The sequence below is a fragment of the Limosilactobacillus galli genome, assembly GCF_947381495.1.
Lineage (GTDB): Bacteria > Bacillota > Bacilli > Lactobacillales > Lactobacillaceae > Limosilactobacillus > Limosilactobacillus galli.
This window is the reverse complement of record NZ_CANCWK010000005.1, coordinates 23,692-49,879: the sequence shown is the minus strand read 5'-3', so window position 1 is coordinate 49,879 and position 26,188 is coordinate 23,692. Positions and strand designations below refer to the sequence as shown.

36 protein-coding genes and 2 pseudogenes are annotated in these 26,188 nt (G+C 48.1%); 10 read left to right on the top strand and 28 right to left on the bottom strand.

What is annotated here, in order from left to right:
* Window positions 1-32: 32 nt before the first annotated feature.
* From QOS10_RS02245 to QOS10_RS02235, 3 genes are read right to left on the bottom strand one after another with little or no spacing between them, the layout of a single operon-like run.
* On the bottom strand, window positions 33-452 hold the full coding sequence (locus QOS10_RS02245) for an NAD(P)-dependent oxidoreductase (protein ID WP_283593418.1): 420 nt from the start codon (window positions 450-452) through the stop codon (window positions 33-35).
* Window positions 449-904 (bottom strand): GNAT family N-acetyltransferase, encoded by a 456-nt coding sequence (locus QOS10_RS02240; RefSeq protein ID WP_283593445.1) that lies wholly within the window; start codon window positions 902-904, stop codon window positions 449-451. Before QOS10_RS02240 ends, QOS10_RS02245 begins: the two co-directional genes overlap by 4 nt.
* The gene (locus QOS10_RS02235; protein WP_283593416.1) at window positions 888-1,343 is read right to left on the bottom strand and encodes a MarR family winged helix-turn-helix transcriptional regulator; all 456 of its coding nucleotides are present in this window, start codon (window positions 1,341-1,343) and stop codon (window positions 888-890) included. The genes QOS10_RS02240 and QOS10_RS02235 overlap by 17 nt, the downstream gene beginning before the upstream one ends.
* A 146-nt stretch (window positions 1,344-1,489) precedes the next feature.
* Here QOS10_RS02235 and QOS10_RS02230 point away from each other — a divergent pair, with 146 nt between their 5' ends.
* Together QOS10_RS02230 and QOS10_RS02225 are read left to right on the top strand one after the other, a co-directional pair.
* Entirely contained in the window at window positions 1,490-2,053 is a 564-nt protein-coding gene (locus QOS10_RS02230; RefSeq protein WP_283593415.1) for a cadmium resistance transporter, read from the top strand.
* Window positions 2,054-2,067: 14 nt separating this feature from the next.
* Window positions 2,068-2,397, top strand: coding sequence for an ArsR/SmtB family transcription factor (locus tag QOS10_RS02225; RefSeq protein WP_283593413.1), 330 nt, complete (start codon window positions 2,068-2,070; stop codon window positions 2,395-2,397).
* Between the two features lie 64 nt (window positions 2,398-2,461).
* Here the strand turns inward: QOS10_RS02225 and QOS10_RS02220 are convergent, their stop codons facing one another.
* Window positions 2,462-3,301 carry an alpha/beta hydrolase gene (locus QOS10_RS02220; RefSeq protein ID WP_283593412.1) on the bottom strand — a complete coding sequence of 280 codons (840 nt, stop codon included), beginning with the start codon at window positions 3,299-3,301 and terminating at the stop codon, window positions 2,462-2,464.
* Between the two features lie 440 nt (window positions 3,302-3,741).
* On the opposite strand from QOS10_RS02220, the gene QOS10_RS02215 reads away from it, so the two are divergent.
* From QOS10_RS02215 to arsC, 8 genes are all read left to right on the top strand, one after another.
* On the top strand, window positions 3,742-5,853 hold the full coding sequence (locus QOS10_RS02215; protein ID WP_283593411.1) for an amidase family protein: 2,112 nt from the start codon (window positions 3,742-3,744) through the stop codon (window positions 5,851-5,853).
* A 190-nt stretch (window positions 5,854-6,043) separates the two neighbouring features.
* Window positions 6,044-6,925, top strand: coding sequence for an ABC transporter ATP-binding protein (locus QOS10_RS02210; RefSeq protein ID WP_283593410.1), 882 nt, complete (start codon window positions 6,044-6,046; stop codon window positions 6,923-6,925).
* Window positions 6,925-7,317, top strand: a complete 393-nt coding sequence (locus QOS10_RS02205; RefSeq protein WP_283593409.1) for an ABC transporter permease — start codon at window positions 6,925-6,927, stop codon at window positions 7,315-7,317. The genes QOS10_RS02210 and QOS10_RS02205 overlap by 1 nt, the downstream gene beginning before the upstream one ends.
* A 54-nt stretch (window positions 7,318-7,371) precedes the next feature.
* Entirely contained in the window at window positions 7,372-7,683 is a 312-nt protein-coding gene (locus tag QOS10_RS02200) for a hypothetical protein (protein WP_283593408.1), read from the top strand.
* Window positions 7,684-7,701: 18 nt separating this feature from the next.
* Window positions 7,702-8,472, top strand: coding sequence for an ABC transporter permease (locus QOS10_RS02195; protein ID WP_283593407.1), 771 nt, complete (start codon window positions 7,702-7,704; stop codon window positions 8,470-8,472).
* A 166-nt stretch (window positions 8,473-8,638) separates the two neighbouring features.
* Window positions 8,639-8,950 (top strand): ArsR/SmtB family transcription factor, encoded by a 312-nt coding sequence (locus QOS10_RS02190; protein WP_283593405.1) that lies wholly within the window; start codon window positions 8,639-8,641, stop codon window positions 8,948-8,950.
* A 56-nt stretch (window positions 8,951-9,006) separates the two neighbouring features.
* Window positions 9,007-10,041 (top strand): ACR3 family arsenite efflux transporter, encoded by a 1,035-nt coding sequence (gene arsB, locus QOS10_RS02185; protein WP_283593404.1) that lies wholly within the window; start codon window positions 9,007-9,009, stop codon window positions 10,039-10,041.
* A 2-nt stretch (window positions 10,042-10,043) separates the two neighbouring features.
* The gene (arsC, locus tag QOS10_RS02180) at window positions 10,044-10,445 is read left to right on the top strand and encodes an arsenate reductase (thioredoxin) (protein WP_283593403.1); all 402 of its coding nucleotides are present in this window, start codon (window positions 10,044-10,046) and stop codon (window positions 10,443-10,445) included.
* 72 nt (window positions 10,446-10,517) lie between these two features.
* Here the strand turns inward: arsC and QOS10_RS02175 are convergent, their stop codons facing one another.
* From QOS10_RS02175 to QOS10_RS02075, 24 genes and pseudogenes are all read right to left on the bottom strand, one after another.
* Window positions 10,518-11,087 (bottom strand): NAD(P)H-binding protein, encoded by a 570-nt coding sequence (locus tag QOS10_RS02175; protein ID WP_283593402.1) that lies wholly within the window; start codon window positions 11,085-11,087, stop codon window positions 10,518-10,520.
* A 154-nt stretch (window positions 11,088-11,241) separates the two neighbouring features.
* A complete protein-coding gene (locus tag QOS10_RS10330) occupies window positions 11,242-11,448 on the bottom strand; it encodes a hypothetical protein (RefSeq protein WP_408621470.1) in 207 nt (68 codons plus the stop codon).
* Window positions 11,373-11,735, bottom strand: a complete 363-nt coding sequence (locus QOS10_RS02170; protein WP_283593401.1) for a type 2 periplasmic-binding domain-containing protein — start codon at window positions 11,733-11,735, stop codon at window positions 11,373-11,375. The genes QOS10_RS10330 and QOS10_RS02170 overlap by 76 nt, the downstream gene beginning before the upstream one ends.
* Window positions 11,624-12,031 carry a LysR family transcriptional regulator gene (locus tag QOS10_RS10325; RefSeq protein WP_408621484.1) on the bottom strand — a complete coding sequence of 136 codons (408 nt, stop codon included), beginning with the start codon at window positions 12,029-12,031 and terminating at the stop codon, window positions 11,624-11,626. Before QOS10_RS10325 ends, QOS10_RS02170 begins: the two co-directional genes overlap by 112 nt.
* Window positions 12,032-12,049: 18 nt before the next feature.
* Entirely contained in the window at window positions 12,050-12,475 is a 426-nt protein-coding gene (locus tag QOS10_RS02165) for an MFS transporter (protein WP_283593444.1), read from the bottom strand.
* 28 nt (window positions 12,476-12,503) lie between these two features.
* Complete coding sequence (locus tag QOS10_RS02160; RefSeq protein WP_283593400.1) at window positions 12,504-13,121, bottom strand: MFS transporter; 618 nt, start codon at window positions 13,119-13,121, stop codon at window positions 12,504-12,506.
* Between the two features lie 141 nt (window positions 13,122-13,262).
* Window positions 13,263-14,234 carry a riboflavin biosynthesis protein RibF gene (ribF, locus tag QOS10_RS02155; protein ID WP_283593399.1) on the bottom strand — a complete coding sequence of 324 codons (972 nt, stop codon included), beginning with the start codon at window positions 14,232-14,234 and terminating at the stop codon, window positions 13,263-13,265.
* 12 nt (window positions 14,235-14,246) lie between these two features.
* On the bottom strand, window positions 14,247-15,152 hold the full coding sequence (gene truB, locus QOS10_RS02150) for a tRNA pseudouridine(55) synthase TruB (protein ID WP_283593398.1): 906 nt from the start codon (window positions 15,150-15,152) through the stop codon (window positions 14,247-14,249).
* 44 nt (window positions 15,153-15,196) lie between these two features.
* Window positions 15,197-15,556 carry a 30S ribosome-binding factor RbfA gene (rbfA, locus tag QOS10_RS02145; RefSeq protein WP_283593397.1) on the bottom strand — a complete coding sequence of 120 codons (360 nt, stop codon included), beginning with the start codon at window positions 15,554-15,556 and terminating at the stop codon, window positions 15,197-15,199.
* Between the two features lie 17 nt (window positions 15,557-15,573).
* A pseudogene (infB, locus tag QOS10_RS02140) lies at window positions 15,574-17,514 on the bottom strand (translation initiation factor IF-2); the annotation flags it as partial.
* A gap of 176 nt (window positions 17,515-17,690) precedes the next feature.
* Window positions 17,691-17,847: pseudogene (locus QOS10_RS10320) on the bottom strand (translation initiation factor IF-2 N-terminal domain-containing protein); the annotation flags it as partial.
* Window positions 17,848-17,860: 13 nt separating this feature from the next.
* Entirely contained in the window at window positions 17,861-18,172 is a 312-nt protein-coding gene (locus QOS10_RS02135) for a L7Ae/L30e/S12e/Gadd45 family ribosomal protein (protein WP_283593443.1), read from the bottom strand.
* The gene (gene rnpM, locus QOS10_RS02130; protein WP_283593395.1) at window positions 18,159-18,464 is read right to left on the bottom strand and encodes an RNase P modulator RnpM; all 306 of its coding nucleotides are present in this window, start codon (window positions 18,462-18,464) and stop codon (window positions 18,159-18,161) included. The genes QOS10_RS02135 and rnpM overlap by 14 nt, the downstream gene beginning before the upstream one ends.
* Window positions 18,465-18,485: 21 nt before the next feature.
* A complete protein-coding gene (gene nusA, locus QOS10_RS02125) occupies window positions 18,486-19,718 on the bottom strand; it encodes a transcription termination factor NusA (RefSeq protein ID WP_283593394.1) in 1,233 nt (410 codons plus the stop codon).
* A gap of 17 nt (window positions 19,719-19,735) precedes the next feature.
* Window positions 19,736-20,209, bottom strand: a complete 474-nt coding sequence (rimP, locus tag QOS10_RS02120; RefSeq protein ID WP_283593393.1) for a ribosome maturation factor RimP — start codon at window positions 20,207-20,209, stop codon at window positions 19,736-19,738.
* A 164-nt stretch (window positions 20,210-20,373) separates the two neighbouring features.
* Window positions 20,374-20,499, bottom strand: coding sequence for a hypothetical protein (locus QOS10_RS02115; protein WP_283593392.1), 126 nt, complete (start codon window positions 20,497-20,499; stop codon window positions 20,374-20,376).
* Window positions 20,500-20,840: 341 nt separating this feature from the next.
* Window positions 20,841-21,569, bottom strand: a complete 729-nt coding sequence (locus tag QOS10_RS02110) for a DUF3800 domain-containing protein (protein ID WP_283593391.1) — start codon at window positions 21,567-21,569, stop codon at window positions 20,841-20,843.
* Window positions 21,570-21,695: 126 nt separating this feature from the next.
* Entirely contained in the window at window positions 21,696-22,802 is a 1,107-nt protein-coding gene (locus tag QOS10_RS02105; protein WP_283593390.1) for a LysM peptidoglycan-binding domain-containing protein, read from the bottom strand.
* Window positions 22,802-23,242: a phage holin, LLH family gene (locus QOS10_RS02100; protein WP_283593389.1), complete on the bottom strand. Its 441-nt coding sequence runs from the start codon at window positions 23,240-23,242 to the stop codon at window positions 22,802-22,804. Before QOS10_RS02100 ends, QOS10_RS02105 begins: the two co-directional genes overlap by 1 nt.
* Window positions 23,226-23,639, bottom strand: coding sequence for a phage holin family protein (locus QOS10_RS02095; protein ID WP_283593388.1), 414 nt, complete (start codon window positions 23,637-23,639; stop codon window positions 23,226-23,228). The genes QOS10_RS02100 and QOS10_RS02095 overlap by 17 nt, the downstream gene beginning before the upstream one ends.
* Window positions 23,640-23,690: 51 nt before the next feature.
* The gene (locus QOS10_RS02090; RefSeq protein ID WP_283593387.1) at window positions 23,691-24,317 is read right to left on the bottom strand and encodes a hypothetical protein; all 627 of its coding nucleotides are present in this window, start codon (window positions 24,315-24,317) and stop codon (window positions 23,691-23,693) included.
* Between the two features lie 282 nt (window positions 24,318-24,599).
* Complete coding sequence (locus QOS10_RS02085; protein WP_283593386.1) at window positions 24,600-24,737, bottom strand: XkdX family protein; 138 nt, start codon at window positions 24,735-24,737, stop codon at window positions 24,600-24,602.
* A gap of 14 nt (window positions 24,738-24,751) precedes the next feature.
* Window positions 24,752-25,030, bottom strand: coding sequence for a hypothetical protein (locus QOS10_RS02080; RefSeq protein WP_283593385.1), 279 nt, complete (start codon window positions 25,028-25,030; stop codon window positions 24,752-24,754).
* 36 nt (window positions 25,031-25,066) lie between these two features.
* Window positions 25,067-26,188 (bottom strand): hypothetical protein, encoded by a 1,122-nt coding sequence (locus QOS10_RS02075; protein ID WP_283593384.1) that lies wholly within the window; start codon window positions 26,186-26,188, stop codon window positions 25,067-25,069.

The window sequence follows — 26,188 nt, the reverse complement described above, 5'->3', positions numbered from 1 at the left end:
AAACTCTGAGTAGGCGTATTTTCATATCATCACTATGTCAAACTGACTAGCCGTTGCTGCAATGTCTCAACAACATCCCCGACCAACACCGGCTTAAATTTCCGTGAGAAGATCCCTAGGAACTTCAGCAAGGGCACGTTACGCGTCATCTTATCTTTGCGTCCGGCACCATACACTAGGGTCGGTTCAACGTAGGCCAACGGAACCGAACTCTCCTGAAGGTATGCGATGAGTTCCTTTTTCACCGTGGTAAACTTCTTTGGGCCCAGGATTCCACCGATGAAGCCCGTCGCCTTCGCATGCCGCTTTTCCGCCACGGCCCGCGTCACGTGAGCGGGCTGCTGGTTCAGTTTGATAAACTCCTGGGGGTCATTGCTCGGTGCCCCCACGAAATCCACGATGTAATCGATCGTATCCGGAATTGCATCAAGGACGGCCTGCTCATCGGTCACATCGGCCTTAGTCCTTCGTGAACCATCACCACGTGCGGCGTAGACTCGAAGGTGAAAGTACCGCCCTTGCTGGTAAAGCCGAACTTCTGATAGAAGCCCTCCACCTGCTTCTGGAACTCAATCTCGATCGGCTTGCCGGGAAAATTATCCCTGATCGTCTCCATGACCCTGCTGAGTAACTGGCGGCCAACACCCCGGCCTCGGATCTTGCTGCTGGTGACCACCCGGCCAAAGGAAACCTTAGCCCCGTCATCAATCGGGTAAACCCGTGCATAGGCCACCACATCCCCGTCGTCATCCTGGTCAAAGATGTGGATGGCCTGGGGATCCCGAGTATCGACCTCTTGGTAGACCCGGTCCTGGCCCACCACGAAGGTTGCCGTTCGCAGGTAATAAATCTGGTACAGTTCTGCAGTTGTCAGCTCCGCAAATCGCTTAACCTTCCATGTCATTTTCATCGTTTCCTCCAAAAAGCAGTGTGTTTATTTCCATCACGTCATTAAAGATCTTTTCCTGCTGGCCGACAGAAAGGCTTGCTAGTAGCCCGGCCACCTGCTGATTTGAACGGTCGTTTACCTGCTCGAAGATCTCCTGGCCGTGTGCCGTTAGCTGGAGTTCCACGGATCGCATGTCCTGCTTTGACCGCTTCTTAGAGAGGATTCCCTTTTTCTCCAGCTGTTTAATGATCCGACTGGTATAACTTTTGTCCAGGCCGAGACACTTAGAAAGCATCATCGGGGTCACCGGCGCATTCTCGGCGATTTCAATCAGCACCCGTCCCTCCGGATAGGTCATATCCATGTCGAAGGTGTGCTTGTTTAGGATCCCAAGTGCCTGGGTGTACTGGCGGTTAAACCGTCTGATCATGTTTATCTGTTGTGTCGATAGCATTGTTGGACCTCCCTCGTGCATATACATCATCAAAGATAGTGGCTAAAGTCCACTATCTTCAAAATAAATCAGTTGTGATTTCCAGTTTACATATACCAAATTCGATATATAGTATATATCGAATTAGATATATTGGAGGCATTCATATGAACTGGTGGGTTATTATTGCAACCTTCATCGCCGTTAACCTGGACTTTTTCTTCATCCTATTGCTATTACTAAGAAGGTTTAAGCTGCGTGACGTTATCCTCGGCTACCTGCTGGGGGTCCTCATCCTCGTGGCGGCCAGTTACTTTGCCGGACAAATTCTGGCAATGTTTCTTCCCGAGTGGCTACTGGGAGTCCTGGGGATTTTGCCAATCTGGATGGCCCTGCACGACAATGACGAAGATCCCAGCAACGAGGACCGTCACAATCCGATCATCACAGTCCTGGTCACGTACCTCTCCGTATGTGCCGGCTGTAACCTCTCCATCTTTTTGCCGATCCTAACCGGGGTTAGTTTCGCCCACTTCCTAGAAGTATTGCTCTTTGTCGGCATTTTTACGATAATTATAGTATGCTTATTAAAACTGGTCGGTGAGATTCCAGTCGTCAGTCACTTCATGACCAAGTACAGTGAAATCCTGATGAAAGTTGTCTACATCGGGGTCGGTCTTTACGTATTCTGGGACAGCGGTCTGATCAGTCACCTAATTAATCTGATATAGGAGTGAACTCTTCGTTGGAAATAAGTGATGACCTAATCAATGAAGCTACTAAAATCTACAAGGTGTTGAGCAACAGTACCCGGATCAAGATCCTGTACTTCCTTCGCTACCAGGACAATGATGCTTCGGTCAACGAGATTGTCCAAGCGCTGGGAATTGCCCAACCCGTTATTTCGAAACAGTTGAGGATCCTGCGACGCTACCAGCTGGTGCGAAACCATAAGGAAGGCACCAAGGTCTTCTATATTCTCGACGATCCCCACGTGGTCGAAATGGTGGACGACATGTTAAATCACGTCCGTCACGAAATCAAGGGATTGCCACACCCGAAAAATTTATATTAAACAGGAATGCCACCCGGCTATTAGATAGAAGCGGGTGGCATTTTTAATTAAATTACACAAATTTTCAATAGATCCGTTTACTTACCCAGCGATTAATTTCGCCGTAGATCTCCCATTTGCGACTGGGCTCATTCAGAATCTCGTGCATGAGAAACGAGTAAACGTGGAGCTCCTTATCCGGCGAAGAGATTTCGGCATAAGCTTTCAGTGCATCACGGTAGGAAAGGAGGCCATCTGCCTGGCCCTGCAGGTAAAGGATGGGATCAACAATCTGGTCGATATGGTCACGAAGGTAAACGGCACCCTGGTAGAGGACATTTTCAATTCCCACCGTCAGCTGGTGGAGAACCTGCGGGTTATGCTTGTACTTCTCAACCACCCGCTGATCAGTGACCAGGCCTTCGCCAATCGAATTGGGAATGACATCCTTTTCGTCACCGGAAACCGGCAGTGCCTTAGCCATCCCAATCTCCTGGTCCTCAAGCAGCGAAACCGGATCAGTAACCACTAGGCCATCAACGGTATGCGGGTACTTGGCCCCGTACAGGAGGACCGTCTCCCCACCCATACTGTGCCCGAGGATAAAGGTCGGCAGGTTCGGGTACTTGGTCTTGACCCGGTCGACCATTATCTTGAGATTGTCCGACAAGTCATCTGGTGAGGCAAGGAACCCTCGTACACCATCAGAACCGCCATGACCGAGCTGGTCGTAACGAAAAACGTTGTTATCATGTTTGACCAGGTAACTGGCAAGCGGGTCAAAACGGCCGGAGTACTCCGCCAGGCCGTGCGAAATAATAATATTGGCCTGTGGGGTTGCGGCAAGGTTCGTTCGCGTCAGGATCTTTAATCTGGGAGTTGCGGAGTCGATCTTCTCGACTACTTCATCACTATAGAAACTCATACAGGGTTCCCTCCTTAATCTTTTTTCCGTGATTAGAAATCACAATCTTATTGTAGGAGTTTCAGTCATCAATGTAAAGCGCTTACATTGTGAGCAAGTCAACAATAGCGTTGAATTTGTTACAGCCCTAAGTACCGGTAAGTTTAATGAGATTGTGAATAACTTGGTCCTTGGTTTTGAGTAGGCTAACCTGCTTTACCGTTTTTGCCTAAAGGATCTTGATAAAATTCAAACATACTTGCTCCAATCGATCTGGTACAAGCTGCCGTGAAATAATCTGCAAAAAGCATAAAGGGGTGCTGAATGATGACAGCCAAGGTTAGACTATGGTCTCGTAGCCCTTTCAAACCTAATTAAGTAAAATTACAAAGTCTTTTTATTTGAAAGCGATTTTATATGTACTATACTTAGGCCGTATTAGATATTTGGGAGGTTTTTGTATGGCAAGGAATAAAGCAAAATTAGCAAGAGGCCTAGCAGCGCTGGTCCTCTTGCTTGGTAACCTCAGCCTGGCCGCTCCGGTTATGGCCGATATCGATACCGGTAATCAGCCGGTCCAGCAGACCCAGGTACAGAATCGACAAGCAACTGATTCTAGCAGCTCACAACAGAGCACTTCGTCCGACCAAACAGGTCAACAGGCGCAGGCTCCTCAGCAGACACCCACAACTAACGAGAATGTTCAGCAGACTGACAACCAGTCGGCACATAAAATTGCTGCGGGCATCAAGAACGGTAGCATCAATAACCAGGCCTTAGTTAACCATGTCTACCAGCATATTGACCAAACTAATGGTCAGTTAAATAATGTTATTTACACTGATCCGCAAAATGCTCAGAAGCAGGTTAATGACTTGCAGAAAACACCAGCGGATAATAAGCCATTTTATGGCGTGCCGATTCTGATCAAAGGCTTAGGCCAATCCTACAAGGGTTACCCTAACACTAATGGCTTGCCTTACCTTAAGGGAAATACGTATCACTTCACGAACAGTTTTATTAAAAAGCTTCAGGACATGGGCTTTGTTATTGTAGGTCAGACAAATTACCCTGAATTAGGTCTAATTAATATCACTAATTCAAACCTGAACGGTGTTGCACATAATCCGTGGAACCTTGATCACAATACTGGTGGTTCATCCGGTGGTGCCGTGGCGAGTGTTGCCGCGGGCATCGTCCCAATTGCCACTGGAAACGATGCCGGTGGTTCATTAAGAATCCCCGCTTCCTGGACGGGTGTAATTGGTCTTAAGCCAACTCAGGGACTGATTACTGGTGATTCAATGACTCCTTCTGTTGTCAACTTTGCGGATACGCGGGATATTACCGATACGGCAACCCTTCTTCAGGGGTTAATGAATCCACGTCATGCTCAACAGTTGCTCCAGCCTATGCCTACGAACCTAAAGCAGGTAAAGATTGCCTACTCGCTCGTTTCACCAGTGGGAACTCCGGTCAGCCAGGATGCTAAAAACGCGGTCCTCAAGGCAGTGGCTTTCCTGCGCGCCCAGGGCTTTAATGTTGTAGAACAAAACAGTCCCGTTGATGGGGTTAAGATGATGCAGACTTACTATTTAGGCGCGTTAGATGACGGTTCAGTCGCCAATTACCTAGCCCAGCAAAAGCTGCACCGAAACTTAACCGCAGACGATGTAACCAATGGTAACGTCAGTCCGATGACCTATGCCTTATATGAGGCCAGTCGCAAGGCACCTCGCAGCGTTAGTCAGCAGTTCAGAAACGAGTTGAATTTGGTCAACCAACAGATGACAGCCTTTCACCAGCAGTATCCTATCTACCTGACGCCAACGACTGCCACAACAGCACCATTGAACAGTGATCCGGCTTACCTGCCAGAATATGTTGCCAAGATGATGAAGATTAAGGACCTGCCATTTAATCAGCAGATGCAATTAATCTACGACTCATGGCTCCATGGTCTCAGCAAAACACCATTTACGCAATTAGCAAACCTTTCTGGTGATCCGGCCTTGAGTCTGCCAATTTACGTGAGCGCAGCTGGTCTGCCACTTGGTGTTCAACTAGAAGGTGGAAAAGGTGATGACTTCCTACTGCTAGCCTTAGGGAAGCTATTCGAGGACAATCACCAGTTTATTTTCTTAAACCAATACCGCCAGCAGCAAAAGGATCAAAAGAACAACAGTCAGCAACAAAAGGACACCATTAATAATGGGACCAGGACTAGTAGTCATAGCGAAGCCCCTACGGCACAAACGCCAGCAACTGGTACTCCTGCTTCTGCCGGTTCACAAACGGTAGCAACAGGTGTATCAAGAATGACTAACGACCAAACTTCCACGTCTGCTAAGGCAACAACTACTCCGCAAAAGCTAGCAACGACACAGGAAAAGCCGTTGCTTCATCAAAACTCACTTAAGCACGTTCACACTCAGGTGCAAACAAGTAAGGGTGGCCAGTCAACCTTACCGCAGACCGGGAATAATAGTATCGTCCTCACTATGGCCAGTGGGGTAATCTTACTTACGCTTATCATTTGTGGTACTGAAGTCGAATTAAGAAAAAAGTTTTAAGCACGCAAGATCTTCACATTTTTATATAGTAAGATGAATTTAACTCATAACGGGGAATTTGCCTTAATCTTCAAACTCCCCGCTATGGGTTATTTTTTGCGTTCCAATCTGATCACGTGAGATTACTAAACAAAAAACGGTTTCATGTATAATTGAGCTGAAAGAGTCTATTAAATGGAGGGGACCCACGATGCTTAATGTTAAAAATATCAATATATACTACGGCCGTAAACTTGCCATAAAGAATGCCTCATTTACCATTTCTCCCGGAGAAATCGTTGGCCTGATTGGGCCGAATGGTGCCGGCAAGACCACCATCATGAAGACCCTACTCGGCCTCACCAAGTTCACCGGCAGCATTACCTTCGATGGTCAGCAGATTACCGCTAGTAATCACAAGTCCCTGGTTAACGTGGGCGCCCTGATCGAGAATCCTGCAATCTACCCATTTTTGTCAGGGAAGGAGAACCTGGCGCTCTACTCACGGGACAAGGATGATCTTAATCGGTTAATCAAGCGGTTGGGGATGACCGCCTACATTGACCGGCCCGCCAAATCCTATTCGATCGGGATGAAGCAGAAGCTCGGCATTGCCCTGGCCCTATTGAACAATCCAAAATTGGTTATCCTCGATGAACCAATGAATGGCCTGGATGTTGAAGCCACCATCTCAATCCGCAAAATCATTCATGAATATGCTGTGCATGGAACGGCTTTTCTCATCTCCAGCCACGTCTTGAGTGAATTGCAAAAGGTGATGACCTCGGTAATTATCCTCAATCACCGAGAGATTGTCATGGACGTGCCAATTGACAAGTTTCAAAATACCAAGATCAGCCATTACCGGCTGAAGACAACCGCGGACGACAAGCAAGTCCAAGATCTGCTGCATGCCAACAATTTGCCATTTGAATACCGAGATAAATCTTTGATCATTAGGACCCAAGATACTGCCCCAATCCAGCAACTGCTGTACCAGCATCAGATCCTGCTCACCGAGCTATCGCCGATCCGCAAAACCTTTGAGCAGGCAATCGTCAACGCCTTAGAAAAGAAACGGGGGGCTGAATGATGAAAATAACATTCTCTCATGAGTTATATAAAATGGCCCACCAGCGTTCTTCATGGCTCGCCTTCATCATTTTGTTTGGCTTAATGATTTATTCCGCCATTCCAATTGCTTACATCAATAAGGACCTGGTTTCCCAGGGCTTTGGGTCCGGCCAATGGGTCATCATTATCATGATCGCATTAAGCGCCAACCTCGTTGCGATGGAGTTCCGTAACAATACAATGGCTACCCTACTTTACAAGAGCCCCAATCGGCAATCGGTCTTCCTGGCAAAGCTGATAACTCTCATTCTTTATAGTCTTCTGCTCCTCCTGGCAAGCTTCGTATTTGCGCTTATTATCAAGCTCATATTTGTCAACGGTAAGTTTAGCTGGGGACTTATCTACCACTAACACCCCCTAATCACCGACCTAGTAATTAATCTAGCTGGGGTGGCCCTCTACCTGATGTTTAGCATTACTCTCTCACTGATGCTGATCTCAATGATCAAATCCAGTGTGGCCGTGATCGTTATCGGCCTGTTCGTCGGCTTCTTGGGCGCACTAATTTCCGCGTTTGTGATGGAGGCCCTGCCCAGCTTGGCCAACGTCTTGGCGTGGAACTCATTTAACATAATCAACATCATCGTCCAGCTTGCCAACCCAAGCATTCACCAGGTCAGTTCACTGACTAATGGTGAACTGGTCGCCGGCAACCTGATCTACACCCTGCTCTTTCTCCTGATCGGCTTATGGGCCTTCAAAAAACGGAATTTCTAGAAAGGAGGATCAGCAATCATGTACACACAACTAAAGCACGAGCTGTATAAACTAAATCACCGCAAGCTGCCTTGGATCATTATCACCCTCATGCTCTTTTTTATGATCATCATCGGCCTGGCGATGGGCCGGACCTACAGCAACCTCTTGGTGATGACCTGTTACGATTCAAGCACCATCATCATGCTTATCCTGGTCATCGTCGGTTCCACCATCTTTTCAATGGAGTTTCAGTACGGGACGATCATCCCCTTGATATACCGGTCAAGTAGCCGTTCGGCGGTCTTCTTCGCCAAGTTCATCACCCTGTTTCTCTACGATTTTGTCCTGCACATCGCCGCAATGATCCTGACGGTGTTGCTAAACATCGTTCCAATCATCAACGCCCCCGTTTTCTGGGCCGCAATCTACAAGTACCACCAGCCATTGGTCGTCAATATGTTTATGAACACCGGAGTCGATCTGATCACGTCAACGCTGATTATCAGTCTGATTTGCCTGACCTCGTGCCTGATCAACTCCAACACTGTAGTCATCGCCATCAACGCCCTGATCATCTTCATGGGCAGCGACCTATCCTCCAGTTTATTGCTGGCCCACGTCGGTCCCAGCAGCATTGTTCGCTGGAACCCATTTAACATGCTCAACCTTACGACCCAGTACTATAACTACGCGACCTACCACGTCACGTCCATGCTCTCCAATGCCCAGCTATTGACGGGAACCCTTTGCTACACGGTAGTCTTCCTCCTGCTGGCCTACTGGGCTTTCAGTCGGAAGAACTTCTGATAGACTAATCAATTTGAGGATTAGGGCGTTATCCATATCAACGGGACATCTGAAAGGATGCCTTTTTTATACCTCCAAATCGAACTTTTCATTTCTAATTCCGGTATACATTTGTACTAAAATGATCTATTATATAGATGAATATCTATGTAAGGGAGGAAAGTAAATGGATTATCAAGAATTAGCAGACCTGCTAAAGGTTGTCGCGGAACCGAATCGACTCAAGATCCTCGAAATACTTTCCTGTGGTGAGATGTGCGCTTGTGATATTCTCGATCACTTTGATTTCACCCAGCCTACCCTCTCCCACCATATGAAGGTGCTGGAAAATAATGGATTGGTCACTGTAACCAAGAAGGGCAAGTGGCACCACTACTCGTTGAATCAGGAAAAGGCCGCACTGATTATCAACGGACTGACGAAGACCCTATCCGATACCGAAGATTGCATTTGCAAGCACGCGAATAAGAAATGCTAATCCTTTTATTTTTGATCCTTACATAGACGATTATCTATATATTAGGAGGGGTTACTATGCATACATCAAAGAACTTATCAATCATGGATCGTTATATGACTCTCTGGGTATTTCTGGCCATGGCGCTAGGAATCTTGAGTGGTTTCGTCTTCCCGTCATTGCCTAAGCTGATCAACAGTTGGTCGGTGGGTACGACCTCTATCCCGATCGCGATTGGGCTGATCCTCATGCTGTATCCACCGTTGACCAAGGTTAATTACGAGAAAATGGGCGACGTCTTTCGGGACAAGAAAGAGCTGACCTTCTCCCTGATCCAGAACTGGGTTGTCGGTCCTCTTCTGATGTTCGCCCTGGCAATCATTTTCCTGCGGAACTATCCAAACTACATGATCGGCCTCATCATGATTGGCCTGGCCCGTTGCATTGCGATGGTCATCGTGTGGAACGAGCTAGCCCACGGGAACAATGACTACGCGGCGGGACTAGTCGCCTTGAACTCCCTTTTCCAGATCATCTTCTACTCAGTCTACGGCTACCTCTTTATCAGCGTCCTGCCGAAACTCTTCGGCATTCAGACCCAGACCGTCAACATCACAATGAGCGAGATTGCCAAAACCGTCTTCATCTATCTTGGAATTCCGTTCATCCTTGGGATCGGCTCGCGTTACCTGATCATCAACACCAAGGGCCGGGACTGGTTCGAGGACAAGTACGTTCCCAAGATCAGCCGCATTACCACTTGGGCCCTACTCTTCACCATCGTTGTCATGTTCTCTGTCAAGGGCGCCCGGGTCGTCCAATTGCCGCTTGACGCAGTGCAGATCGCCATCCCACTCCTGCTCTACTTCGTCCTGATGTTCTTCATCACCTTCTGGATTGCAAAGAAGACCGGAACCAACTACTCGATCTCTGCAACGCAGTCCTTCACCGCCGCCAGCAACAACTTCGAACTCGCCGTGGCGGTAACCGTCGGGATCTTCGGGCTGAACTCTGGTGAAGCCTTTGCGGCGGTCATCGGTCCAATGGTCGAAGTACCAGTGATGATCCTATTGGTTGATGTCGCGCTCTGGATTAAGAGGAGATTCTACTAATTATGAAAAAGATATACTTCCTATGCACGGGTAATTCCTGTCGCAGTCAAATGGCAGAAGGCTATGCCAATGTCTTGCTCAAGAGGCAGTACGAGTGCCGCAGTGCCGGTGTCGAAACCCATGGCTTGAACTCCTATGCCGTCGAGGCGATGGCCGAGGACGGAATTGACATCAGCCAGCAAAAGTCCACGTTAATCGACCCAGACTACTTCAATTCTGCCGACCTGATTGTGACCCTGTGCGGTGATGCACGCGACCGTTGCCCAGTAATCCCTCCTCAGGCGCAGAGCATCCACTGGCCCTTGCCAGACCCGGCCAAGGCTACAGGGACGCATGAGCAAAAGATGACCGTCTTTCGCCAGGTGCGTGACGAGATCAAAAAGCTGGTTGCCGGGCTAGCTTAACAATGCTAAAACCCCATGGTTGGGATCTTAACCAATCACGGGGTTTATTTTAGTATCTTGGAGTATTTATTCTTAGTCTTGCATCCCCTGTAAACCGATGTTGGAGTTGGCAAACTTCGATGGGTCCGCAACAATTTCAGCGATCAGCTTGGCGACAGCCTTCCGTGAAACGTCGGCACCGTGCATCATTGTTCCCTTAGGCACAACCTCGAGCTTCTCGGTGTCATCATCGTTCAGCCATGGCATCCGGAGATAGGTATAATCGACTGAACTCTCATCAAAGAGCTTGCCATCCTTCTTCAATTGCTTATAAGGAGGACCATCGTAACCGTGCGCCAACTTTTCCTGCTTGGAACGCATTGGTTCCTCCAGCTCATCAAAGATACCAAATGCACCGGTGATCACGCAGGGCTTAACGCTGGCCTTTTCCATTGCGTCCACAATCGTCTGCGCCTCTGGATCCTTCTTAGGCATGTAGGCCAAAACTACCATGTCCTGGCCGTTCATCGTCTTGTCACGGACATCCTTATCCAGAAAGTCACCGTTAACCAGCTGGACGTTATCGTGCTTACCATATTCACGCAACCGTTCCTGGGCATTGTGCGCGAAAAGCGTCAGCGTCACGTCTGGATCATAGATCACATCCTACGTTACCAATTGGCCGATTTTGCCAGCGGCACCTAAAATCAATAGTTTCATTAATAAAACCTCCTTGCGTTACTTGCTAACATCTTGATCGTACACGCAAAGAGGTTCTTTGAAAATTTACGGTTAATTACAGGGGTGAAATTTTTCTTTACCCCTGGTAAAAATCAGCCGTCATCGCCCGGATCAGGGAGCGTTCACTCTTATAAAAATGATGGTTTCTTAAGTACAGCCATCCAAAAGAAAACTTAACCTGATTGAGCGTTTGATTTGAGAGTTCCACTAACCTGATCTGGTCTTTGTATGGCGACCAATCAAGCTGGCTACGACGACCGAGCAGGATCGTCTCATTGTCCATAATATAGTGCCCGGAGTCGTTAAAACGATGTGCAGTGACCCATGCTTAGCCATGATCTGGTGAATAAAGCGTTCATTATCAGCATCATGACTAACAATAATGTTTTCCTTTTGGAGTTTCTGGTAGCTGATCACGTGCTTTGGAACTAACGGATTTTCCGGAATGGCAAAGGCGCCTAAATGATCCTCAAAGATTGGATCAAATTGGACCGGCAGACTATCGAGGGGAATGTCATTAGGAACCACGGTAAAGGCAAGATCAAGGGTCTGTTGCTGGATGGACCGCAATAGTTCCTACGGGCTCTGAAAGGATAAAGCAACCTGCCCGTCATGGTAATCACCAATTCATATAGTGTGTTAACATCGTTCAAAATTTTCTTCGCTTGTGCAACCACTTTTTGCCCGTTGGCAGTCAGAGTAATTTTATTATTATGGGTGACAACCAATTTGGTATTAAGTTGCTCCTCTAATTGGCGGATTCCATTGGTCAGTGCTGGCCGCGTAACATTTAACTTTTGGGCCGCTTGAGTTGCATTGGCCGATTCGGTTAACTCTACCAGGTAGCGTAATTGTGTAATAGTCATATCCATTCTCCAGATTTCCTAGTCTTGAATGCTTCGATTGCCTAAAAGCAGTACCAGTATAATCACAATAGCAGAAAAGACGGCGATCCCGAAGAAGCCAGGAAAAGCATTAAAGAGGTAGCAGCCGATCGCCCCAGCGAAGGTCTCGGCCAGGTACATTGCTGAATTTGCCAACGAAGCAATCGTGCTCCGGGCATCCTTTACGGTATTCTGCAGGCAGGTCATCAGTAATGGAACCATGAAACCGTTGAAAATGTAGATTACGGCGCAGAGAATGTCTGCTATGATGACGTTAGGTGCAAACGGGACCACAATATAAAGGACCACCAGGCAGCCAAACTCAATCCTGGCGGCCTTGCGGAAGCCAAACTGATTCGTCATCCGGCCGGCAAATACGGAACCAAGTAACTGCCCGCAACCGATCAGGATCATCGCCGTCCCAATCTGACTGAGATTCAGGCCAAAGTCATGATTAAACCAGGTCGAGATAAACGAAATGGTGGCACGATCCTAACGTATAGACGAAATAGACGACCAACATCTCCCGGGCAGCTGAATTCTTCAAGGCTTGACTGAGGTTACTGAAAAAGGAATGCCCGTTTTCTGATTTGCCAACCTTAGTCTCCGGCAGGTTGAACTGCAGGACAAGGATAAGGATCACTGCCAAGGCTGCCAGACAGAAGAAAGAAATTCGCCAGCTTATCGTGGCCAAGTAGCTGCCGACTGGTATCCCGAAAATCTGGGAGGAAGAAAGGCCAGCCAGGGAAAAGCCCATTAATTGCGCCACCTTGTTGCCAGCTACGACTGTGGGAACAGTTGCATAAACCTGGGGCGCAACAAAGGCCGAGGCTACTCCAGAGACAAACTCGAAGATCAGCATTTCAACAAACTTAGTTGAGAGTCCACAGGCCAGGGTCCCGATGGCAAAGAATGCGAGACCTCCAATCATAATCTTCTTCCGGTCCCGGCTATCCGATAGCGGTCCTGCGATCAAGGCCGTGACCGCATCACCAATAGCATAGGCACTGATTAACAATCCCGACTGAGAGGTGGAGACGTTAAACGCTCTGGCTAGGTTAAAATCAAACAACGCGGTACACAAATGAGGTCCAAAGCCCGGCAAAAGCCGAACTCTGGACCTCTATTTGTGCTCGCGGGGGCTTCCTAAGGCTAGCTTGCGTCGAAAAACGATGTCGTAAACAACTTCTGTCTCGCTCCCATTTTCATATTGTTAATGAACCCGCTGATCAGGCAGCACTGGCGGATTCTGGACGATGGCGCGGGCTGCTTGTTCATCCCTCTTCATCTGGGCAACCAGCTCGTCGGCCCCGGCAAACTTCTGCTCACCGCGCAGGAACTGGTACCAGCGCACCTGCACCTCTTCGCCATAAACCATCCGGTCAAAGTCAAACAGGTAGATCTCGACCGTCAGCTGGTTATGGTCGCCAAAGGTAATGTTATGACCAACACTGGCCATCCCGCCGTACCAGTGGTCACCGATCATGACGTCGACCGCGTAGACTCCGATTCCCGGCAACCGCTCTGGGGTGGGTGTTTCAACGTTGATCGTCGGGAAGCCCAGGGTACGGCCCCGAGCCAGGCCGTGGACAACCAGGCCGGTGGTTTGGTAGTAGTAGCCGAGCTCCTGGTTGGCCGCTTCTACCTTCCCCTGGTCGATCAGCTGGCGGATCGTCCGCGAGCCAACCTTGGCAGCCGAATCATCCGCCGTAAACTTGGGGACCGTGACCACGTCAAAGCGTCCCTTGGCATAACCCGGCAGGAGCTCCATGGAGGCAACATTGGCCGGGCCATAGGTATGGTCATACCCCGCCACTACAACCTGGCTGTGAAAGGCCACCAGGTACTGGTCAACAAAGTCCTGCGGAGCCAGGCTAGCAAAGCTGGAGGTGAAGCTGATGAGGTAGACGATACCAACACCTAGCTGCTTCAAAAGGTCCAGCTTGCGGTCAGTGGTTGAGAGGTACTTGAAGCCGCCCGGGTATTGCCGGTAGGCCACCCCGGGAGCATGGCTGTAGGTCAGCACCGCCAGCGGGAGGCCGCGCTTTTCGGCGATCTGCTTGGCGCGGCGAATGACCGCTTGATGTCCCCGGTGGACCCCATCAAAGAAGCCCATTGCCAGGACGACTGGACCCGCCGGCACAATTTTTTGGTCGAGCGGGTGATGAACTCTAATAACCTGCAATACGGTTGCCCCCTATTTCACTGAAAACATTTTAGTCGGTTTATAGGCCCCGTGCTGCTGATCAAGGTGGTACAGGGCCTTTACCTGCTTATTATACTTCAAGACGACCGAATCCGCAGTGGTGGACACCTCTGCCGGCTTCAGCCAGGCCCCGTGCTGGACCGCGGCCCACTGCGAATCGGACAACTCAACCGCTGGGTAGTCCCGCAGCGCGTAATCCAGCGGGTAAAGGTAGTGGCTGATCGTCCCCGCCGTGACGGCATCCTGAACATCCGTCAGGCTGAGCGTCTGTTCCAGCATGAAGCCGCCGCTCTCCAAGCGGGTCAGCCAGCTCATCGTTCCCGGATAGCCGAGCCGCTTGGCCAGCTCGACTACCAGGGTCCGGACATAGGTGCCCTTGCTGCAGACCACGTTGAACCGGACCCGTTGCTGTTTGATCGTCGGGTCATACTTGCTGCTCAGGAGCTCAAACTTGTCAATGGTGACGTGGCGAATCGGCCGCTCCACCGTCTCGCCAGCACGGGCATACTCGTAAAGCCGCTTGCCGTTCACCTTGACCGCTGAATACATCGGCGGGATCTGGGTGATGTCACCGGTCAGCGACGCCATCGCCTTCTCAATGGCCGCCGGGGGAATCTCACTGGTGACCGGCTGGGCGGCAATCACCTCGCCGTCCAGGTCCTCGGTCGTGGTGGCCTCCCCGATCAAAAGCTCCCCCTGGTAGTTCTTCCCCGACTTCATCAGGTAAGGGACAACCTTCGTGGCGCTCCCCACGCAGATTGGCAGGACCCCATCCACGGACGGGTCCAGGGTGCCGGAGTGGCCGATCTTCTTGGTGTGCAGGATCCGGCGCAGGCGGCTGACGCAGTCAAAGCTGGTCATCCCCCGCTCCTTGTATAATGGGATAATTCCATCCATATTGTTTCCTCCAAAATAAAAGCGGGGTCCCGCCCCGCTCCTACTTACTTTTCTTGTTGATGCAACTGGTTGATCAGCTGGTCAATCCGGCTACCGTACGCAATCGACTTGTCCCGTTCGAATTTGATTGCGGGCGTCTTAAAGATGTTGAGCCGGCTCCCCAGCTCGCTCCGGATTAGGCCAGTTGCCTTATCCAAACCGGCCTGGGCCTTCTCACCATCAGATGCCAGATCAGAAAGCAAGCTGTAGTAGATCGTCGCCTGCTGCAAGTCACCAGTGACGTCGACACCCGTGATGGTGATTCCTTGAACCCGGGGATCACGCACCCGCTTCAGCAGGATGTCATCAACTTCGCGCTGGATTTCCCCGGCAAGCCGGTCAACCCGAAATTGTTTACTTGGCATAGTTTTCTCCTTCAGTTTTACTTAACTGGAACTTCCTTCATCCGGTAAGCTTCGATGACATCCTTTTCCTTGATGTCATTGTAGTTGGCAATCGTCAGACCACATTCGAAGCCGGCCTTGACTTCCTTGACGTCATCCTTGAACCGCTTTAGACTGCCAAGCTCACCTTCGTAGACAACCACTCCGTCACGGACCAGCCGAACCTTGGAGTCCCGGGTGATCTTACCGGAAGTGACCATCCCACCGGCAATGGTGCCGACCTTGGAGGCCTTGTAGATCTGACGAACTTCAACTTCACCGATTGTCTCTTCTTCGTAGACTGGCTCTAGCATCCCCTTCATGGCATCTTCAACTTCTTCGATGGCCTTGTAGATGACCCGGTGAAGACGGATGTCAATGTTGTTGGAGTCGGCCAGGGACTTGGCAACTGGTGTAGGACGAACGTTGAAGCCGATGATAACGGCGTTCGAAGCTTCGGCCAGGGTAACATCACTCTGACTGATGGCACCAACGGCCTGGTGGATGATGTCAACCCGGACACCATCCACCTTGATCTTCTGCAGACTCTGACTCAGAGCCTCTACAGATCCCTGAACATCGGCCTTGATGATGATTGGCAGGGTCTTCATCTGCCCCTTCTTCATCGTAGCAAAGAGGTTATCCAGGGTAACGTGCGAAGTCTTCTGCCGTTCCTTGTCTTGGGCCCGCTTTGCCCGTGCTTCACCGGCGGCCCGGGCTGTCTTTTCATCGTCAAAGACAACAAACCGGTCCCCGGCTTCAGGCACTTCATTGAGCCCCGTGATTTCGACAGGCGTTGCTGGCGTAGCGGCCTTGATCCGCCGACCATTTTCGTTGGTCATCGTCCGGACACGGCCATAGGTGTTACCAACCACGATCGGGTCACCGACGTGCAGGGTCCCTTGTTGGATCAGGACCGTAGCGACGGAACCCTTACCTTGGTCCAGCCGGGCTTCAACAACGGAACCAGCGGCGTTTTGATCAGGGTTAGCCTTTAATTCCATCATTTCAGCCTGAAGGAGGATCATGTCAAGCAGCTCGTCCAGGTTCTTCCCGAACTTAGCGGAGATCTTAACAAAGATCGTGTCCCCACCCCAGTCTTCTGGGATCAGGTTGTACTTAGCCAGTTCTTCGGTAACCCGGTCGGGGTTGGCACCTGGCTTATCGATCTTGTTAACGGCAACAATGATTGGGGTCTTGGCGGCCTGGGCGTGGTGGATGGCTTCGACGGTCTGCGGCATAACCCCATCATCAGCAGCAACCACGAGGACCGTGATATCGGTGATGTTGGCACCACGAGCCCGCATTTCAGTAAAGGCCGCGTGTCCTGGCGTATCCAGGAAGGTAATCAGGTGGTCGTTATAGTGAACCTGGTAGGCACCGATTTCCTGGGTAATTCCACCAGCTTCATGAGCAGTAACGTGAGAGTGACGCAGCTTATCCAGCAGGGTCGTCTTACCGTGGTCAACGTGACCCATGACGGTAACAACTGGTGGCCGGGAAATCAGGTGGTCAGTATTGTTCTGCTCTTCCTCGAAAATCTTATCGATATCAGAAACATCGACCTCAACCTTTTCCTTGGCTTCAATACCGTAATCGGCAGCCAGCAATTCGATCGTATCCTTATCCAGGGACTGGTTCTGGTTGATCATTACCCCAAGCATGAAGAGCTTCTTGATGATCTCCGCTGGTGAACGGTGCAGGAGCTTGGCCAGATCCTGGGCGTTCATCCCCTCGGTGTATTCAAGCACATCCGGTAATGGCTTGTCTTTCCGCTGAGTTGGTTGCTTGTGTTCAACCTCCCGCATTCGGCGGTTCTTATTGTGCTTGTTACGCTTCTTGTTCTTCTTGCCGAAACGGTTGTTGCCCCGCCGGTTATCATTAGAATTCAAGCTGCCGCCGAACCGACCGCCGCCATTGTGGCGTTGGTTGTTATTGTTATGATCATTGTGGCCCTTGTGGTCTTGGTTGCCACGGTGTTGATCGTTATTGCGGTGATCCTGGTGTTCGGCATGCTTGCCATGATTTTCACCGCTCTTGTGTTCCTGATGGTTATTGTTGTTTGACCGGTTTTCGTGCTTCTTAGGACTAGCCGCTTGGTTCTTCTTGGCAGCGTTACCCTTGACGACGTTCCGCAGTTGGTTGGCCTGTTCAGGGGTCACAGAGGACATGTGACTCTTAATTGCCATTCCCTGTTGCTTAGCCACTGTTACCAAGCTCTTACTTGGCATCTTAAGCTCTTTTGCTAGTTCGTAAATTCGTTCCTTGGCCATACGCTCACGCTCCTTATTCCATTGTCGTTAAATCCTCAAACTTTCTTGCAAATCCAGATTGCATCACACCAAAAACGGTTCTTGCCTGACCCGTTGCCTGACTGAGCTGCTTTCTAGTAAATTGCTGGTTGCACGGGACGTGGTAGAAGTTGCACTTATCGGTAAACTTCTTGACGCTCGCCTTCCCAGCATCACTTGCTAAAAACACACACTTTGCCTTGTTAGTTTGAATATTTTTTAATACGATTCCTTCCCCACTGGTCAGCTGACCGGCACGCCGCGCTAACCCCAATAGGTTTAGAATTTGTTGATTATTTTTGGGCATCTTTTCCAAATAATTCCTGCCGGGCTTGCAGGTGGTCCGTGTACTGGATCAATTCATCATAGAATGAGTCATCCAGGGTAACATGGAAGGCCTTCTCAAAGGTCTTCTCGGCCTTGGCCCGCTTAGCGATCTCAACATCGACCGCGATGTAGGCCCCCCGACCAGACTTCTTGCCGGTTGGATCCAGCGAAACTTCGCCTTCCTTGTTCTTGACTACCCGGATCAGTTGCCGCTTGGGCATCATTTCACCAGTGACAATATCCTTACGCATCGGTACTTTTCTCTTTTTCATTATTTTCACCCCGTTGCTTGATTATTCTGCGTCAGTTGATGGTTGGTCGGCAGCCGGATCGGTTGCTACGTCATTGCTGGCATCATTCGTGTCGTCCGCCTGGTTTTCGAGGTTTTCCATTTCAGATTCGGACTTGATATCGATCTTGTACTTGGTCAACCGAGCTGCTAACCGGGCATTTTGACCCCGCTTACCGATAGCCAGGGAAAGCTGGTTATCCGGAACAACCACCGTGCAAGAACGTTCAGCTTCCTTTGGTGCTGCTTCAGTCTCAGCCTCGTCATCACCATCGGCTGGTGTATCTTCAACTGGCTCTTCTGCCGGTTCATTGAAGATAACATCTAAGACATCGGCTGGGTTCAGGGCGTTGGCGATGAACTTGGCTGGATCCTTAACGTATTCAACGATATCCATGTTTTCGCCATCCAACTCGTTGACGATGGCTTGAACCCGTGAACCCCGTGGGCCGACACAGGTACCAACTGGGTCAACGTTCGGGTCGTTAGAGTAAACCGCAACCTTGGCCCGGTCGCCGGCTTCCCGCGCGATGTTTTCAATCAGGACCGTACCGTCCTTGATTTCAGGGACTTCCCGTTCGAACAGCCGCTTCAGCAGTTCAGGAGCAGTCCGGCTGACGTAGATCTGAGGCCCACGCCGGTCATCGTTGACCTTGGAAACATAGACTTGAATCCGGTCGTGAACGTGGTAGTGCTCATTTGGCATCTTGTCACGGTAGCCCATGGCCCCTTCAACACCGTCACCAAGGTCCACGTAGGTGAAGCGCTTGTCTTCCCGTGAAACTTCACCGGTGATGATTTCGTTTTCGTAGGTCTTGTACTTATCGTAGATGATCTTCCGCTCTTCTTCACGCAGCCGCTGCATCACAACCTGCTTAGCCGTCTGGGCAGCGATCCGACCGAAGTTGCGTGGGGTAACTTCTTCGCGAATCTCGTCACCGACATCGTATCCCTGACCATGAGGGAGCTTGCGGGCGTCCGCCAGGCTCATGAATTCGTTGCTGTCGTTGGCAACGGCTTCCTCATCATCGGTGATCGTCTTGACGGCGTATACCTTGATGTTACCGGTCAGTGAATTAAATTCAACCTCAACGTTCTTTTCGCCGTAGTTCTGCTTGTAGGCCGTCTCCAGGGCTTGTTCCAAAGCCTCGATGATGACTTCCCGCTTGATGCCCTTTTCCTTTTCCAGGTAGTTAAGGGCGTCAATCATTTCCTCATTGACTCTTGATTTGCTCACTTAAGACACTCCTTTAATTAAAACTTAATTGCCAACCGAGCCTGGGCAACCTTGCTCCGGTCAATCACAACCTGACGGTGCCGGGTCTTATCTAGATAATCGAGGGTTAGTTCCTTATCCGTCAGCTTAGTCAGGGTTCCCTCGTAAACCTTCTTACCATCGATCTGTTGGTACAGGGAGACGTGAATGTAGTCGTTGACCGCCCGTTGATAATCTTCTTCATTGCGAAGCGGCCGTTCCGCACCAGGAGATGAAACCTCCAGGAAGTAGGCCTGCGGAATCGGGTCTGGTTCGACATTGTCCAAGGCCTCGCTTAACTGGTCGCTAACCGTGGCACAATCATTCAGGGTGATCCCGCCATCCTTGTCAATGTAAACGCGCAGGTACCAGCTCTTCCCCTCCTTGACAAATTCCATGTCATACAGGTAAAAGTTGTGCTCAGCTAAAATCGGCTTAACAAGCTCCGTTACCGTTTCAATAACAGTACTCAAATGTGTCACCTCCATCGTTTGCAATAAAAAGAGCGAGCATCCCTGCTCACTCCCACGAGTTATTTACCATAGTTAAGTTTAGCATAAAACACTATTAATGACAAACAAAAACGAGCACGTAGCCGGTGGATTATCCTTCGTCTGCGTGTTCGTTTGTAATTCACCTAGAACAGGCTCAACTGATTCTCGTCCGGCAGATCATCCAGGACGTGGTTGGTGGTGAGGAAGCCTGGTCCATTTTCATGATCCTTGAAAACTCGGGTTTTCCAGCATGTCTCTAGTGGACTCATCGTTACTCAACTCTTGGACATTCTGGGTAAATCTTTGATTCTCCATAGAAACTGCCCATTTTGTGCCCATAGTATTGCCCATTTTATGAAAACAGGCAACTTTTGTTTTCATAGTTGCCCATTGACAGAGTTGATTTATTTCCTCCTTATTGTATCACGAAAAAGACGACACCCTCGAATGAAGGTGCCGCCTTTTTAGTAAAAATAAAAAGGGCCAGAAGCCCTTTGAGTTACTACGACTGGCCGACTACTTCCAAAAGTAGCTTACGTTGTTTCCTTTTGTCGTCTGTCACAAAAGCATTACGCGGTATCAGTCGAATTACTATAACCACAATTTAATTTTAATGTCTTTTACGATTGTTGTCAATCAGCCAGTAGATATCGTGAGTATAACATTTAAGGTTATTGGCATGATTAGGAAAATACATGTTCCCATCATTAAAGTAGTGGTCCATTATCAATGCGTTTGCTCCGTCTTTTGAGTCATGCTTACAAGATCTGTAAACAGTATTTGCAACCATATCTGCTACCTGTACAAGATCCGATTTTGTTGAATCAACATACTTGCAGCCACCGAATTGATTGATGAGATTGCTGTGGAGCATTAGCTCGATTTTTAAATAGCCACCAAGACTGTTTAGACTTTTTACAGAGCAATTTCGTTCGTCTAATTTTATTGAAAGGTCCTTTTGACTATTTAATTGCAATAAATTCTTTAGATAATTGCATAAAACAAAATTAAAGCACAGTTCTACGTTATCAAGGAAACTATCTTTCAGATGATGATTATCTATAACTATATAATGAAGCTTAACATCGGTTTTATTTTTTAGCTCATTAAATATATACTCTTTCATCTTTGGTGGCATTTCGGAACCTTTTATTTCTTGGCGGTAATCCAAGCTCGCATAGTCTTTGCTTGTATGCGTGCTTAAAAATTTAACTTTTGCTTTCCTGAAAGTTCTCTTTACATGTGATGGGTTATTACTTTCTACGATTGCAATTACAAAATACCGCCGATTCCGATTTCTACTTCTCGTTATCGATCCAGACTCATCGATAAACAGCAAATAAATCACCTCATTATATCTTTTAACTATACTATTTATTATTACAACACAAAAAATCCCAAATAGCTATTAATTCTCTGCAACAGCTATTTGGGATTGTTAACTTGAGAGGAGGTTTTCGCCTCCCTAAATTTGAATTGTCTGTCCTACGTAAATTACATTCGGGTTAGCAATATGGTTCTTGCCTGCCAACGCTTGCCAAGTGGTATGGAAAGCAGCGGCAATTCCAGACAGCGTATCACCGCTCTTAACCGTGTAGGCGTTAGACTGCCCCGTCAGGTAGATCTTCTGCCCAGGATAGATAACATTAGGGTTGGCAATACCATTGCGACTAACCAGATTGGAAACTGTTGTGCCAAACTTAGCAGCAATCCCGCTTAAGGTGTCCCCTGCCTGAACGAAGTAAGTGTTCTCACTCGTTGGTTGTCCAGTTACCTTGAGGACCTGGCCGACATTAATACGGTTCGGATCACCAATACCGTTGATGGCAGCTAGGTTTTGGTAAGTCGTGCCATACCGACTGGCAATTCCGGATAAGGTATCACCAGGCTGGACAATGTAAGTCCCGGTGGCTGGGTAACCAACATGCTGAACTGGTTGCGGTGCCGGCACAGTGATCTGCGGAACAGAACCAGAAGCTGAGCCAGTCGTAAAGGCACCATCAAAATCATAGCTGGTGTCAATTCCCATGATACCGTGATCGCTGTACTGCCAAGCAGCTGCATTGTCAATACCAAGTGAAGTTACACCGTAACCAGCAACCCAAACCTTCCGCTGACCAAAGCCATGAGAGTTCAGAACACCGCCAGTGAAGAATGACTTCATGGAGTAGATACCAGTACTCTTGTAGCCAAGGGCTTCGACTTCTTGGAGGAATGCCAGTGAGGCTGATTGATAATCTGCTGCTGAATGAACCTCAGCATCGACAATCATCAGAGTATCGTCATACATACCAAACTGCTTAGCGATCTTAACGAAGAACCGAGCTTCGTTCTGAGCGTCAGCAACCGAAGTATACCGGGCAAAGTGGTAACAGGATACTCGTAGGCCAACAGCTAGAGCATTCCGAATTTGAGCTGAGGCCTTCGGATTAACGTAGGCGGAACCATCTTCTGATCCTTCCGTCAGCTTAACAACAGCACCAAGGGCACCTTGATTTTTAGCAGCCAGGAAGAATTCTTTTGTATCAGGGTTATAACTTGAAAGATCAATAAATGGGTTACGTAATGGCATTATTGATTATCTCCTTTCATTGGGTCAATTGCTTCTACAGTACCTGGGCCAAAATTAGGCATTTCTTGTTCCAAGCTGTTCAGCTTAGTTCCTGAAATTGTGGTAGGCGTTAACGGTGACTTCTCATAGGCGGCCTGGATAGCTGTTTCAATGGCATTGAGATCAACGTTCTTAATCCCCTGTCGATCCAGTGCTGACTGAACAATCTGGGTTGCTTGAGCAAACTTCTCATGGCCTGCCATATCTTTGCCAACCAGCGAGTTGACGGCATCGGCGGCCAGCTGTCCGGTCAAGATCCACCGTTCTCGAGCAGTCGCAGTTTTGGCGTGCTGAATCTTGCTCCGGATCAATAGCTGCCCTTCTTTAACGCCAAAATAAAAAGCCGTCGAGATAACGGCTGTAATCACGTATTCCGGAATTGCGTTAATGATTTCGTTCATGATGTTCCTCCTTGTATTCATCGCTCAGCTTGTAGATATACTTCTTGATCCAATCAGGCAGTGATAACCCCATCTGCCCGAGATTCTCCATGATTGAAACAACATAAAAGAGGATGTAGAACGTCGTCATGGCGTCCGCCGCGCTCTTCATGCCGTTGACATCCAGCATCGGGTAAAGGGTCAAAATGATTAGCAGGACTACACCATGCTTGATCATACCGTTGATCCCCTTGCTTGAGGTCGTATGATGGCTGACCAGGCTTCGTGCAAGCCCAGTCAAGATGTCGATGATGATTGCCCACACGAACAACCAGATCAGCCGATTATCTTCCATGCTTTGAAAATGCTGGATATACGCTTGATGATATGGCTGCATAGCAGCTAGATATAAGTGCACCCGTTCTCACCTCCTTGAGGTAAAATAAAAAGCGCCCTTAACAGGTCGCTTTTATTTCATACTATTCCAAAATTTTAAAAATTCTTGAAAATCGCTAAATAATCTTCGCTTCTCTTCCATATTGTCTAAGCTATCAATTAACCTATTAATTGCTTCTTCTTTTATGGATACAACATATTCATATTGAGCTTTAGGGTTATCTTTTTTATACTCAACATACTTATTAGGATAATACATTCCTTGATTACAAGCTTCATTAACTGATAAAGCAAAGTCATTAGCAATTTTACTTTTTACATATTTAATAAGGTGTTCATCTTTCTTAGATACATGGCTTTTTATATAATTATAGAATTCAATGTCTGACCGCCAATCTGGCAGTCCGCCTAAAAACTGGCTTCCGGCTAAGTTTAGTAAACTGTTTTTCACCAAAATATTGTTCATTTCAGTAAGTTCTTTTGCTTTTTTATTTGCATCGTTAATAGCTGCTTGCATTTTACTTATTTGCTTATCACTTATCCTCCATTGAATTATAGAGAAATATGCAATTATCAAAGTGATTAAAGTAACCAAGATCCCGACAGTCCACATATACCATGTATTCTGCCGATTAATCTCATCATATAAGTGTGAAATTAAGTCACTATCGCTCATACCTGCAGTTACTAATAGATTCATAAAGGTGACACCTACACTATTTTAGAATATATATAGATCCTAACACATAGATAATTCCCACTACCAATGTTATTCCAGAAAAAGTACTAGTAATTTTCCACAATTCCACCTATACCACCCCTCCTTCTTCTAAGCCACCCACGAGAAAAGCCCCGAGTTTGTCATTTTGAAAGTGCTAAACTCGGGGCGTATTTTTGCAGAGGTTGTTAATAATTACCAACCATAATATTTCAGGCCGTCAAACGTTGATTTGGCGGGCTTTTTAGTAATTTCTGTCATGATTTATGCTCCTTGTACTTGGTCATAGTCTTGACCAGTAACTGTCTTGTAGTCGTCCTTAGTAATTGCGCCGCACTGGACGTAGACTTTGTAGAAGTTAAGATCATGGTTACCCCAATCATTCCAAAAAACTTGTAACATCTGTACTTGGCTCATTACTGGTCGTCCCCTTTCTTGTCTACTATAACTTGCTGTTGATTAGCTACCATGAACATCTGCTGAAGTTGTTTGATCTGGGCTTCCTGCTTGGCCCCCTCTTGGCTTAGCTGCATGATTAAGCTTTGATTCAGGTTACCTGCCAGCGGATCTCCTACCCATTTACCATCAACTAGCTTCGGGTGCTTGATCCCGTCTGGTAAGGGGAGCGTTGTCTCATTAGGCAATAGTTGATACCCATCTTCCTCAACGTGATAGCTCAAAAGATCTTTAGTCACTGAATCATAAGTATAAATTACCATTGCTTCCACCTCCTACTCATTGAAAGGCCGCCAATCACGATCGTATGCAACGTCGTTAAGGGTATACTGACCGAGCCAGACACCGCCACCAACGTTAGAGATCGGGTCACCGGTATGTAAAACGGGCTTGATCATAAATCGTTTGATTTTCTTTCCGGTACCAATGAAGTCGATCGAATAGCGTCGGACTTTTTCGTCCATAAAAAATGACACCGGTTTTAGTGAGAAGCTACCAGAGTCCTGACCAATCCCGTAAAACTCAAAATTGACAACCGATCGTTGGGCTGCTTTTGCAGTGAAGGAAATCGTATAGTGGTGCCCGGCTACCAGCTCCACCTCTTGATTGAGGTTAAACGGCACTTGATTTGGCGTTGTAAATCTGAAAAGCTTGTGTCCATCAATAGTTTCAAGTGCCCCCGCTGTGGGAACTTGCCAATTATCCGCGTTGAAATCTAGTGTCCCCTTAAGCAGATTACGCCCGGTTCGGAAGTTTGCCATTTCGGCAACTACATGCGTATACCCCTCGGTATCTGCCATCATCTGCTCAGCACTAACCCAGTCGTGACCAGCATTTCGCATAAGCCATCGAGTTATCTGAAGCTGTGAACCATAAGTTCTAGCGACACTCGGATAGAATTGTTTATCTTCTGGATCATATCCGGTCATGTTCCAGAAGCGTGAATTATACAACATCGGAAATGTTCCTGGAATCGTTTGCAAATAGATCTTAATTTGATAGTAATTATCTATTTGTTTGTAAAAAATATGAATATTGATATAATCCAGCGGAGCAACCGTATTCTGATCAATCGAGTTATATCTTTTAGAACAGGCAATCTCCGGCTTGCCGTTTAGATAGGCTGCAGAAATGTCGAAGTGAATTGCGGAAGTATTAGCGCCTTTTAGCATGTCCAGCATATCAAACTCAATGTGAAAGGTGCGGAGCGCTTTCTTTACGTCATTTTGAATCGGCGATAGATTAAATTCCCAAAGCTTAACCCAGGTGTTAGGACTATGAATAGGTACATCACTGTCAGATAGCTTAGTAGGATTAATATAATCATATTGCTCATGTGGATTAAAGTTCGGCCCGTGATTGAACCGATTGAAACTCATTACACTAGTGTTTTTCAT